The 12,390-nt window shown below is 37.4% G+C and carries 16 protein-coding genes; 1 reads left to right on the top strand and 15 read right to left on the bottom strand.

Features of this window, described 5'->3' with window-relative positions; genetic code table 11:
- Positions 1–28 precede the first annotated feature (28 nt).
- From A7967_RS07490 to A7967_RS07550, 13 genes are all read right to left on the bottom strand, one after another.
- On the bottom strand, positions 29–520 hold the full coding sequence (locus tag A7967_RS07490; RefSeq protein ID WP_064435593.1) for a chalcone isomerase family protein: 492 nt from the start codon (positions 518–520) through the stop codon (positions 29–31).
- Between the two features lie 26 nt (positions 521–546).
- A complete protein-coding gene (locus tag A7967_RS07495; protein ID WP_054203894.1) occupies positions 547–1,011 on the bottom strand; it encodes a DUF2878 domain-containing protein in 465 nt (154 codons plus the stop codon).
- A gap of 28 nt (positions 1,012–1,039) precedes the next feature.
- The gene (locus tag A7967_RS07500; protein WP_054203775.1) at positions 1,040–2,302 is read right to left on the bottom strand and encodes an SAM-dependent methyltransferase; all 1,263 of its coding nucleotides are present in this window, start codon (positions 2,300–2,302) and stop codon (positions 1,040–1,042) included.
- Between the two features lie 29 nt (positions 2,303–2,331).
- Positions 2,332–3,069: a DUF1365 domain-containing protein gene (locus A7967_RS07505; RefSeq protein WP_064435594.1), complete on the bottom strand. Its 738-nt coding sequence runs from the start codon at positions 3,067–3,069 to the stop codon at positions 2,332–2,334.
- Positions 3,062–4,318 carry an NAD(P)/FAD-dependent oxidoreductase gene (locus tag A7967_RS07510; RefSeq protein ID WP_054203777.1) on the bottom strand — a complete coding sequence of 419 codons (1,257 nt, stop codon included), beginning with the start codon at positions 4,316–4,318 and terminating at the stop codon, positions 3,062–3,064. The genes A7967_RS07505 and A7967_RS07510 overlap by 8 nt, the downstream gene beginning before the upstream one ends.
- Complete coding sequence (locus A7967_RS07515; RefSeq protein ID WP_054203778.1) at positions 4,315–5,025, bottom strand: SDR family NAD(P)-dependent oxidoreductase; 711 nt, start codon at positions 5,023–5,025, stop codon at positions 4,315–4,317. The genes A7967_RS07510 and A7967_RS07515 overlap by 4 nt, the downstream gene beginning before the upstream one ends.
- Positions 5,022–5,453, bottom strand: a complete 432-nt coding sequence (locus A7967_RS07520; RefSeq protein WP_054203779.1) for a nuclear transport factor 2 family protein — start codon at positions 5,451–5,453, stop codon at positions 5,022–5,024. The genes A7967_RS07515 and A7967_RS07520 overlap by 4 nt, the downstream gene beginning before the upstream one ends.
- A gap of 17 nt (positions 5,454–5,470) precedes the next feature.
- Entirely contained in the window at positions 5,471–6,862 is a 1,392-nt protein-coding gene (gene phrB / locus A7967_RS07525; RefSeq protein ID WP_054203780.1) for a deoxyribodipyrimidine photo-lyase, read from the bottom strand.
- Positions 6,862–7,815, bottom strand: a complete 954-nt coding sequence (locus tag A7967_RS07530) for a YbgA family protein (protein WP_054203781.1) — start codon at positions 7,813–7,815, stop codon at positions 6,862–6,864. The genes phrB and A7967_RS07530 overlap by 1 nt, the downstream gene beginning before the upstream one ends.
- Positions 7,816–7,823: 8 nt before the next feature.
- A complete protein-coding gene (locus tag A7967_RS07535; protein ID WP_054203782.1) occupies positions 7,824–8,483 on the bottom strand; it encodes a ChrR family anti-sigma-E factor in 660 nt (219 codons plus the stop codon).
- Positions 8,476–9,099: a sigma-70 family RNA polymerase sigma factor gene (locus A7967_RS07540; RefSeq protein WP_054203783.1), complete on the bottom strand. Its 624-nt coding sequence runs from the start codon at positions 9,097–9,099 to the stop codon at positions 8,476–8,478. Before A7967_RS07540 ends, A7967_RS07535 begins: the two co-directional genes overlap by 8 nt.
- A gap of 66 nt (positions 9,100–9,165) precedes the next feature.
- Positions 9,166–9,744: an LON peptidase substrate-binding domain-containing protein gene (locus A7967_RS07545; protein WP_054203784.1), complete on the bottom strand. Its 579-nt coding sequence runs from the start codon at positions 9,742–9,744 to the stop codon at positions 9,166–9,168.
- A 206-nt stretch (positions 9,745–9,950) separates the two neighbouring features.
- Positions 9,951–10,244 carry a hypothetical protein gene (locus A7967_RS07550; protein WP_054203785.1) on the bottom strand — a complete coding sequence of 98 codons (294 nt, stop codon included), beginning with the start codon at positions 10,242–10,244 and terminating at the stop codon, positions 9,951–9,953.
- 257 nt (positions 10,245–10,501) lie between these two features.
- On the opposite strand from A7967_RS07550, the gene trhA reads away from it, so the two are divergent.
- Positions 10,502–11,137 carry a PAQR family membrane homeostasis protein TrhA gene (gene trhA, locus A7967_RS07555; protein WP_054203786.1) on the top strand — a complete coding sequence of 212 codons (636 nt, stop codon included), beginning with the start codon at positions 10,502–10,504 and terminating at the stop codon, positions 11,135–11,137.
- Position 11,138: 1 nt separating this feature from the next.
- Here the strand turns inward: trhA and A7967_RS07560 are convergent, their stop codons facing one another.
- Both A7967_RS07560 and A7967_RS07565 read right to left on the bottom strand, forming a co-directional pair.
- Positions 11,139–11,444: an MGMT family protein gene (locus A7967_RS07560; RefSeq protein ID WP_054203787.1), complete on the bottom strand. Its 306-nt coding sequence runs from the start codon at positions 11,442–11,444 to the stop codon at positions 11,139–11,141.
- Between the two features lies 1 nt (position 11,445).
- On the bottom strand, positions 11,446–12,339 hold the full coding sequence (locus A7967_RS07565) for a LysR family transcriptional regulator (protein WP_054203788.1): 894 nt from the start codon (positions 12,337–12,339) through the stop codon (positions 11,446–11,448).
- Positions 12,340–12,390: the final 51 nt, after the last annotated feature.

Here is a 12,390-nt window from a genome sequence, read left to right on the forward strand (position 1 = left end):
TAGCGTTTGTAACAAATGGTAATTGTATTTAACGACCCAGTAATTGCTTGCGCATTTTAGGCTCAGATGTGTTTTCAGATAGCCATATAGAGAGGAAGTCATCCGCAAAATTAACATCCTTGATCGAGCCTAGCTCTTTATTTTGATGATAAAAAGTACCTATACCTGTTTCAGTCGTAATAAAAGTAAGTGTCTCGCCTTCTTTTATGTCAGGCCAGATTGCCAATAACTTATCATCATACTTTTTAACCAGTTGGTTTTTCCCTAGGTACCGCCACTGCTCGTTGGTTGCTTTGACAATGTCTTTTGCAGCAAAATCGCGAAGATAAGTAAGTGATAATTTAGTCGGGTGCTGAGGAAACTCGTACTGCCCTGTAGTCGTTGCCAAAGTAGCGTCATAAACATCCCAAAAAATGTACTCAAAACGAGACGTTCCGACGGTTTTAAAATCAGCCGAAACGCATTGACCAACAAAGGCTAAGCACACCGCACAGATTGTATTAGCTATAAAACGGTTCATGAATACCTTTAATTTAATTGTGAAGGTTAAATTTGTGGTGAGCTTTGATTGCTGTTTTGAGCAAAGCGTTTGTTCAAATACATAATGAGATTGAACATACATGACCAAGCCACCCCGTAAACAAGCCAAAACTGCAATAATGGTACAGAAATGGTAATAACACCAAAACGAGCACCCGCCCAATAACTTGCAGGTGCGCTAATGGCACAAACCAATAAAGAAAAAAACCAAGGGAGCTTATTTAAAAACTGCATTGAGGTATTCAGAGTCAGTAATAATGCACACCACAATAATACAAGCCAAAACGGGAAAGGTGACTGTTTAAAATACAACATCCCTGATAAAACCATTAAATACTCGTATGTTAGCGCTATAACTAAGCCAAATGTGATCAGTATTAAATCTTGTTTTTTCTGTTTAGACAAATAAACCATTAGACCAATTACACAGAGTATTGGAATTATTGCTCTAGTTTCAAGGAGTAAGGCCATAAACCAAACACCTTGAAACAATGCAAAATTAATAACCGAGCGCAATGTCGTCTCTTGAATGGCTAAAGCGAGGTTTACGTGCCACTAAATGAACAGTGCTGGTTGCTCTGGTGCGAAAAGCCCCTTCACAATAGGCTAAATAGAAAAGCCAAAGACGATAAAAGCGCTGATCAAACTTAGTTTTATCAATTTCAGGCCAACTTGCGACAAAGCGAGAACGCCAATCTGCTAATGTTCTCGCGTAATGGACTCCTATGTCCTTTATGCTATGGACTACCATGTCGGACTGCTGCTTTATTTGTTTATTCATTTCATCAATACACGGTAAGCATCCACCAGGGAATATATACTGCTGTATGAAATCAGAATTTTTTAAATAGTGCTTGTAACGTTGATCGGCAATAGTTATTGCTTGAATTAGCATCGCACCAGACTCTTTCAATAATTCATTGCACTTTTTGAAAAAACTCGGTAAATATTCATGCCCTACAGCCTCGATCATCTCTATGGAAACAAGCTTGTCATATCGCCCTTCAAGTAAGCGATAGTCTTTTTTAAGCAACGTTATTTTATCCTCTAACCCAAGCTCGGCTACTTTTTGTGCTACGTATGAGTATTGTTCATCTGAAATTGTCGTGGTTGTAACATGACAGCCATAATGCGTTACTGCATGTATTGCAAATGCTCCCCATCCGGTTCCAATTTCAACTACTTTTTCGCCTGGCTGTAAATCTATTTGCTGACAAATTAAATCGAGTTTATGTTTTTGTGCATCTTCTAAAGAAGCGCTTTTTGATGGATAAACTGCACTTGAGTACAACATTTCTGTGCTTAAAAACGATGAATAAAGCTCATTACCAAGATCGTAATGAGCAACAATATTCTTTTTTGAACCGTGCTCTGAGTTTTTGTTCTTAAAATGATTTAATCGAAAGTAAATATTACTGAAAAATGCAAATTTCTTCTCAAATGCATCGAGCTCATTTTGATTAATGGCAAATATTTCAATTAATTTGGTTAAATCATCACAATCCCAATGACCAAGGATATATGATTCACCCGCACCTACACTGCCTGATAAAGCGAAGGACTTGTACATAGCATTACTGTGAACTGTAAGCTTTACATTGAGTTCGCTTTTTTTATCACCAAAATGAGTTACATTGTTACCTTCTAACAAAATTACATGCCCGGTTTTTAGACTATTAAAGGCACCGAAGACAAGTTTTTTATATATTTTTATCAGCCAATCACTCGATTGCACAGTCTCTAAACTGGATACTTTTTCCATAACATCACCTAAATTCTTACTAATGCAGATTAGCTGCCTTTACCTGAGTGCCCAATAAATGGCACTTGTTTACAAAATAATTTAAAAGCATGGACGTATATCCCTTTGAAAATACTCCACGTCATTGCTGGAAATTGCTTTAAAAGTGCAGATACACTCTCATTGTTCAATGATTGGCGTTTTAATCTAAGCGTCGCATCAAACAATACAGTGCCATCTTTTTTGTTTTCTATATGAATCATTGCATTATCGTTCTTAAAACGCGTATTCCAATGATAGTTCATATCTAAATCCATGAAAGGTGATACGGAAAAAACCTTCTTAAAGTTCACTTTTTTTTCTATTGGTACTAAATAATAATGCCGCTCATTCCAAGGAGTATTACTTACCTCTGCGACCATATGGGTGAAATCACCGGACTTGCTTTGATAAAAGAAAAAGTTAACCGGACTAAAGTAAAGACCAAAACACCGTAACTGACCAAGCATGTATACGTTTTCAAATATATCTGAAACCCCCAACTCGGCTATTTTTTTAAATGCACGATCGGAGATAGTTTCATGTATATTTTCGTCTTGATTAAGATAATCTGCTTGATTAAACTTAAGCGCTTTAAACCCTTTAGTGCCCAACCCTTTATGTATATTATTGAGTGATTCAGGATCAATAAGATCCACCCACATCATATAGATGGGGTGTTTAAAATAATGGGATTTAACAGCAAATCGGCGATGTTTTATATCACCAATATACACCGCGCTAGTCAAACTCAACACCAAGCTGACGCGCAACATCTACCGCACTTTTAACGCCGTCTTCATGAAATCCGTTATACCAATAAGCGCCGCAAAAATAGCTATTATTTTCGCCATCAACTAATTTTTTTTGCCGCTGGGCTGCAATTGACGCTTTATTAAATACAGGATGATAATAGGTAAATTCACGAAGTATTTTTTCTTTATCAATACCTTGCTTATGATTAAGTGTCACACAAAACTGTGTGTCACTTTTAATTCCCTGCAAAATATTCATTTGATATGTCACAACAGCAGCTTTATCTACATTATCATTGAGCAGGTAATTCCAGCTTGCCCAAGCCGCTTTACGCTTTGGCAATAGTCGCGTATCTGTATGTAATATAACTGAGTTTTCAGTGTAAGGAATAGCACCTAGCACCTTTTTTTCATCATCTGTAGGCGAATCCAATAATTTAAGAGCTTGATCTGAATGGCATGCAAATACTACTTTATCAAACTCTTCACTGTGACCATCGGCAAAAGAAAGCGTTACACCTAGGCCCCTCCTTACCACTGACTTTATATCGCTATTTAACTTTATATTATCAGCAAAACCTTTTATTAATGGCGCTATGTATTCTCTGGAACCACCCGGTATTACGTACCATTGAGGGCGATTAGTAATATCAAGAAGCCCATGATTAAAAAAGAACTTTACAAAAAATTCAACGCCTACGCCGCTCATTTCTTTTATGCTGGTAGACCAAATCGCTGCGCCCATAGGCAAGATATAATGATAACGAAAAAAATCATTAAATCCGTGCTCATCTAATAAATTGCCCAGAGTTTGACCCTGCGTGTATTTATTGTCATGGTGTAGAACCTTGCATAATTTATTAAAGCGGACGATATCTGCCAGTAGCTTCCAAAAACGAGGACGAAAAATATTTCGTTTTTGAGCAAATAGGCTGGTAAACGTGTGGCCATTGTATTCAAAGCCTGTTTCTTCATTATGAACACTGAAACTCATTTCAGTCGGCTTTCGCTCTATGCCAATACGCTTTAATAGTTTTTCAAAGTAAGGATATGTACGGTCATTAAATACGATGAAACCGGTATCTATGGCGTAATTTTTACCATTAACATCAACATCTACTGTTGCAGTATGCCCACCAATATAATTATTTTTCTCAAAAATGGTGATATCGTACTGTTTATGTAACAAATGAGCACAACTTAAACCGGATACGCCGGAACCTATTATTGCTATTTTTTTCAACGTGATAATCCTTTTGCAAGCTTTAACCACAGAGGGAGTGGCAGCACGCGTAAACACTTTAATATTAAAGTAAATCGATACGGAAAATGAATTTCCTTACGGCGTTTGCTAACGCCTTTAATAATATAATCGGCCGCTTTTTCTGCCGTCACTGCCATAGGCATCGGAAAATCGTTCTTCTGTGTAAGTGGGGTTTTAACGAAGCCTGGATGAACGAGCGATACATCGACATCAGTTAAATCAACAGCAAGGCTTTTTGCTAAATAACTTACTCCCGCTTTTGAAGCTCCATATGCCTCAGAGCGAGGTAGTGGTAGATAAGTAACACTTGAACTAACTATAACTAATTGTCCACCTGACTTTATTTTTGGTAATAAAGCATCAAGGCAATAACCCATTGAGAGTAGATTTGTTGTAACGACACGCGTAAATAAAGCGCTGTCGAAATTTCGAGCATCATTAATATATTCACAATTTCCGGCATTTAATATGACACGGTCAAACTGTTCGTAATGAGCTGTTGCCTGTTTCACTGCATCAACATCGGTAGCATCAAATTTACATGCCTCAATGTTGTTATAACCTGACAATTGAGCTAATTTTTCCTCATTGCGACCACAAGCAATAACGCGATCACCTAGAGCAGCATATTGCTTTGCAAGCTCCTCACCAATACCAGAAGTCGCACCTGTAATGAGTGTAATCATGATTGTGTCGCTCGCTTATTGATAAGTTTAATAACGGGGCCTATTAATGGGATTTGTTGGTACAATAGCTCACCTACATCAAAGTAATCTCGGTGCAATTTTATTTTGTTCCCATCGAAAACCAGATGACTATGACCCTGAACAGCGATTTCTTTGTGCGATGCTAATTTAGGGTGACGATAGTACATAGTCCAATATAAAAAAGCGTCATCATCTACGCTATGAAAGCTTGAAATATCAAACCGACACTCAGTTACATTACTGTATAAATCGGCGAAGTAACTGTGAAGATCATCTAAACCATTAACAGTATGCAATGGGTCTGAAAAACAGATTGATGGATGATAAATATCGTCAAGTAAATGTAGGCTATCTTTACTTAGCTGTTGATAAATATTGACAAAATTCTCAATTTTTTGTTCGCGCATTTTATACCTTAAAACAATTATACCTTGAAAGCGTTTAAAGCCCTTTCACGTGCGGCTTTGTGATCAACAACAGCTGGCCAATATACCTCTTTCTTATTCATCTTCGCTAAATATTCATGCGGAAAATGAATCTGTTTATCCGGCACATTTTCCAGTTCAGGTATATATTTACGAATAAATTCCCCCTTTGGATCAAATCTTTCGCTTTGAGTAATTGGGTTAAAGATCCGAAAGTATGGTTGCGCATCACACCCTGTACTCGCTGCCCATTGCCAACCACCATTATTAGATGCTAGATCGCCATCTATTAGGTGTGTCATGAAAAAGCGCTCACCCTTTCGCCAATCAATTAAAAGGTGTTTAGTTAAAAAGCTCGCAACAACCATTCGCAAACGATTATGCATCCAGCCTGTTTCTAATAACTGGCGCATTGCAGCATCGACAAGCGGATAGCCAGTTCGCCCTTCACACCACGCTGTAAAATCGTTATCGTCTGCTCGCCACTTAACTGCATCGTACTTTTCATTAAAGTTTTTATATTTATTTAAATCTGGAAAAGCAACAATCAAATGGCGATAAAACTCTCGCCATACCAACTCATTAACCCAAGTGAATAAGTTACTTTTTGCACTAGTCAATACATCTACATGTTGTTGTTGAACAAGCGCGACAAGTTGATGAACGCTTACAATACCCAGTGCCAAATATGGACTGATCCCCGATGTTCCTTTTATGCTAGGAAAATCACGAGTGTCTTTGTAACTAACCAATTTTTTATCAATAAAACGCGCAATAACACCACTGAGGGAGGCATCATCAACAGGCCATTTTTCAGAGCTATTGTCACTTTCGAGTGATGCTGGTGGTTGCCAAATTATTTCTGCAAAGCACTGGGGAAATTGACGAAAATGAAAATGTGTATCTTGATGTAGTTTCAGCCATGTATTTTTGAAAGGTGTAAAAACTTTATACATTTCACCTGTTTTAGTTACAACTGTACCAGGTGGGGCAATTACGTCGCCATCGTAAAAAGTGCATTTTATCTGATGCTTGTCTGCCCTTGAAATAAAGTCGGCGTCTCGCTGCTGCTCATTATATTCATATTCTTTATTAGCAAAAACTTGTGTGATGTTATGAGCCGAGCAAAAACCATCTAAAAGTAAAACACATTCGTTGTAAGTTCCTGCATCAATTACATGCAATTTGATGCCATGTTTAGCCAACAAATCACCTAGAAATACAACTCTACGTTTTATCAAATCTATTTGGATAGGTGCAACATTATGCTGGCGCCATTGCGTGGGGGTAATAAAAAAAATGGCATTTTTACAACCACTTTCAATCGCATCGTATAATGCTAGATTATTAAAAAGGCGCAAATCGCGCCTAAACCAAAAAACTGTCTTCATTAGATACCGTATCTCAGCTTTAAATCATGAGGATAAGGATTGAAATAAACTTGCTTATCAAGATACTCATTAGGGTGAACTTTTAAATGGTGCTTTACTAATGTTAAAGGCACATATAAAGGCACGAGTCCTTCTCTGTATTCATCAATCGCATCTCTAAGTTCTTGTTTTTCAACTTTACAAAGTACCTTTTTAAAATAGCCTTGCAAATGCATAAGAGTATTACTGTTATTTTTGCGTGATGCAGGCCTCTTTAATGCAGCCATTAGCCCCGAAATATAGGAATCTGCAAGTGATTCACTATCTGCACCATCAAAAGTACCAAGTAAGTTACCTAAGTCTTTATAAGCTTGGTAATTATGAGCCATTAGTAAGTACTTGTATTGGGAGTGGAACTGAGTTAAACGATGTACACTTACTGGCTGCTCTCGTAAAATTTGCCAATTTTTGTAAGTATAAACTCGCATTACGAAGTTTTCCCGTAAGTGCATATCATTTAACCTGCCATTTTCTTCACAAGGAAGCAGCGGGTTATGCAACATAATCTGTTCAGCAAAAAAGCCGACGCCTTCAGATGTATTGCCGGTACCAGCCTCATTGTAAATTTTAATCCGTTCCATACCGCAGCTCGGACTTTTCGCACAAAAAACAAACCCACTCAATTGACTAGCCTGCTCTGTTGCAATTCTTTTACCATATTCGGTTAACTTAGGCCCAACATCTCCTGTGCCATCTGGGCGACATACTTTTATTGTGTCACCAACTCGAACTTGCCTGATTGTAGGCCTAGGTATGGGAAGCCCTACAGCTACCTCAGGGCAAAAACGAGTATATTCAACGTGTTTAGATAACTCGTCCATACAAAAATTTGATTTTTTATGTCCGCTATCAAAGCGAACTTTTTCACCAGCAAGACAGGCGCTTATTCCTATCTTAATTGTCGATTGCTGCATGTATTTCCTTAATAGATCAAGTTGCCAATTGGATTAAGTAGTTTACTCAAACCTTTATTAAAGTGTAGAGCACTACTGACAACTGTGTAACATAAACAGCCATTTTCTGTTACCGGTGTATGCTGATGCTGACCATCTAGAAGCATAAAATCTCCTGCAACATAATCTCCTGATTCATCACTAAATTCACCGGCAAGCAATAAAGTTAATTCAAAGCCTGTGTGAGTATGCTCTGGTATTTCGCCACCAGCAGCAATATGAAGTAAACTTGATCTAAGGGCGCCATCGTCTAACGCTATACGTGATCTAGAAAGTTTGCCCATTTGCATAAACTTACTATGAGCAATTCGAGACAACGCACGTGGTAGCTCATATGATTGTTCATTTACAGAAACTTCCTGCTTTTTAACTTCATACACTTCATCAATGCCATCATCTAGCATGATAGATTCTAATAGCCCTGCATCTTCTAAATCTATTTGTTCGGAAAAATCTTCTTGGTTGTTAATAAATACTTCGCTCGCATTACTCGCTTCAATAGCTTCAACCTTGTCTCTACAACAAGAGCACATATCAATATGGATAGACACTGCAACACTTAAACTAGCAGGTAATGTTCCATTACAATACTGAGTTAATAAAGCATCAGTTGGATGGTGTTTAATCATTTTTATCTCCCATCTCATTTCGTAACTTTTGTAAAGCTAAACGCAAACGAGATTTAACTGTTCCAACTGGAATGTTCAGTTGCTCTGCAAGTTGCTCTTGTGACATATCCTGAAAATAAACGCCACGTACAACATCTCTTTGGGCTTGTGGCAATTTATCAAGATAACCCTTTATCTGCTTATCTTCGAGGTGATCACTAAACTCATGGGCATCATTTTCATTTTGCTCAACTAAAGGCCAAATATCTTCACTGATATTATCCTCTTTGTTACTTTTCATTTTACGAAGCATATCAAAGGAGGCATTTCGCATAACAGTGTAAATCCACGTTGTCGCAGCGCCCTTATCGTTGTTATATAAGTGAGCTTTTCGCCATACTGAAGTGAGTGTTTCCTGTACAAGCTCCATAGCTTGTGCTTCAGAATTAAACTGTTTTATACCGAAACGTTTAATTTTTGGTGAAAAATACGCGAATAAATAAGAAAATGCTTTTTTGTCTCTTTTAGTAGCAACGGCGAATAGAGCATCAGCAAGTTCTTTGCTTGGTGTATCTGGCATGGCAGTGTAGTTACCTGTTCTAGGTTTACAACGTATTGACGGTTGTTGACTCACCATTTTTATATTCCCCTTAATGTTCTTATTTTTCAATACGCATCTGAAGAACATATGGATCATATATATTTAGGTAAATTCGTTATTAATGACAGTATGTAGGAAAGTGTGGATATTCGCAAAGTCAGATTTATACGCAAGCTGTTGTTTTTTATCTATTGAAATAGGAAGAAGTTCAAGCCATCGTGCAATCACCCAATTAAAGTTATCAAATTGGGTTTCTCGGTACAAATTACGCAGTTGCTTATTATCTGCAAATAAATCTTTTAGTGCGCTCACCAAACATGTATCACTGCGTTCAATTGTGTGGGGCTCTGTGAACCAATTTGGTTCTTTCGTCTTCGATGTTTGACCATAGCGTAGTTTATTTTTATCTTGAACCACATCTGTTATCTCAACAGCATACATCGCCGCCACGTCAATAACTAAAACCCCTCCTTCATCTAAGGTAAAATCGACGATCTCAACTAGGCAACCGCGGGTAGGTGTATTTAGGTAACAATCAATATCATATTGGCATAATACAAAACCACTCCCACTTTTGAGCGACTCTTTGACCATGTCAAGGTAACGCTGTTCAAAAATGCGTAATCGTGTATACCCATGTGGTAATAAAAAAACAGGTAATGGAAAGATTGCACGTTTCATAAGGCCTACTACATCAATTAACTATGCATTACTCTACGTGCCTTGCAGTAAATAAGATCAATTCACCTACTGTTGTTATACCTGTTTAACAGATATTAAACCACTGCCCCACATTACGGATAAGCTCAAACGATGCATATACACCTAATAAACTGAAAACAGGTGCTAACATTAAGGCTAATAATCCTAGTTCACTGCTCATTAGATTACCCTTCATTTGATTGAGATTGAACAGCTACCAACTCAGTTTTTACTATTTTTTCTAGATCTGAACCCTGAGTACGGCTTGTGTTTTGTACAACTTCAGTCATCAATAACTGCGAATTAATTGATAGGCTTTGTTTCAGTGAGTTACTTAATTCTTTATTCATCGTCTTTATATAGCTTGCTATATTTTGTGTTAATACTTGTGTAATCTCAAACTCACCTTCATTTGCACTTGCATGTGTAGAACCGACAATTAAAAGTGCTGCTACTGCTGATTTAATAATGCTTTTCATAATGGTATTCCCTGTTGTGTTATTAAGTTAGTCGCTATTACTTAATCAAAGGTTGTGCCAACTAGAAAATAAAAAATAAACCACTGATTTAAAAAGAAATAAATAAATTAAAATTCATACACCATTCATTGTATGATATTTTTAACCAATCATTTTAGTCAAAAAAACCAAAAAGTAGTGCATTAATTTAGATTGCCAAACTCAGCGTACACTTGTACACTGAAACTCGTTTTTGATTATTATTTTTAGAGCTTTATATGTCGATTGATCATGCTTATTCCCCAAAGGAAGAGCAACTTAATACCGTGTCTCACGGGGCTGGCGTTCTATTTTCAATTTATGTGTTGTGGGAGTTGCTTTCAAAAGCACAAAACTATGCAGAAATAATAAGTGCGGGGATCTACGGCACAAGTTTATTTCTACTTTTTTTATCATCAACTTTATATCACGCAAGTACAAGGAGCGAAGTTCGCGCATTTTATAAAAAATGTGACCACTGCGCTATTTACATTCTCATTGCAGGAACCTATACCCCATTTTTAGTGCTATCACTACAAGGTATATGGTCGGTTGCCACCCTATTATTTATTTGGTCTTTAGCACTTGGCGGAGTCGTTTATAAACTAGTAGTCAAAAACCAAAGTAAAAAAGTTTCACTATCAACATACTTATTAATGGGTTGGTTTGCAGTCGCAATCATCTACCCTATGTACTTAAATGTAGACGTTAATGCATTATGGTGGTTACTTGCAGGTGGCATATTCTATAGCTTAGGAACATTCTTTTACAGCGCAAAACACCGACAGTTTAGCCATGCTGTTTGGCATATTTTTGTGATTGCAGGCTGCGTTTGTCACTATATTTCAATTAGTAGATATTTATTAACGCGCTAATTTAAAGCCAGCGGTAAATTCGCATATTTACACGGTTATTTTTAAACGTCACTCCCTCACAGATGAGCAATTGGTGTTGTGTTATATACTGTGAAGAGCCTTCAGGGAAAGAAATTTTACCCTGACTATTGATAACACGATGCCATGGAATGGTAGAATCTTTTGGCATCAGTTTTAATAAACGCCCTACTAACCGTGCGTTGCTAGGCAACCCAGCCATTGCAGCAACTTGACCATAGCTGGCTACTTTCCCTAATGGAATATTAGCCATCACAGTATAAATCTTTTCTTCTTTGCTTAACTCCATATCATTTCCCTAAATATTCTTTACTTAAGCGTTTAAAATCACGCCATATAGCCCTTGCAACAGGCCCATGATGCGTTGAGTTTTGTCTAAAAACACGAATTTGAGCACTAAAAGTGTGCTCCCTATCGATTATGTTTATTTGCTGTAATGCACCACTATCTAACTCATTTTGACAATGAGCAAGGCTTATTATTGCCCAACCTGCGCCTGATAATAAAAATGACTTTAATGTCGAAACGTCATCTATTTTCATCATCGCAGACCCTTTCGAATAAGATAGACGTTCACTATCAAAACTCATATCACTTTCAAACATGGCTAAACATGGGTACTGCTGTAATTGTTCATAGTCAACTTTATTTGGTAACAACCCATTAGCACTAACAATGCCTATGTCTAACTTCCCAATAGGTAGACTCTCTAAATCTCCTGTTGCATGAAATAAATCAAACCAAGGACCAATCCCCAAATCCACTTGTGCCTTATTTACTTGCTCTAAAGACGCAAACCGCTTACCGCTTGTTACACTAAACTCCGTGCTTGTATACTTTACAAACGCATCACAAATAATATCGTTATAAAACGGTTGATGGCATAGTTGCTCATAGCAAATTTTGTAATTTGCTTCATTCCCTAGTGCCAATTCGTTGGCTAATTGCATTAAATGAGACTCAGCACCTAATAATAGTGCTGCTTCTCGATGAAAAATACGCCCTTTTTCGGTCAATTGGAGACGATAATAGTTACGGTCAAGTAATTCAAAACCCACTTCATTTTCAAGCTTTTTTACTGCAAGTGTCAAAGCGGGTTGGGATTTATGCAGCGCAAGTGCAGCCTGCGATAAACTTTGAGTGCGCACTATCGCATCGAGCATTTTTAATTGGACTAGGTTCATAATAACTTCAACCAAAACATCATTATTTTTATTTATGATCTTTTTAAAATT

The organism is Pseudoalteromonas neustonica (assembly GCF_001653135.1).
GTDB classification, from domain to species: domain Bacteria; phylum Pseudomonadota; class Gammaproteobacteria; order Enterobacterales; family Alteromonadaceae; genus Pseudoalteromonas; species Pseudoalteromonas neustonica.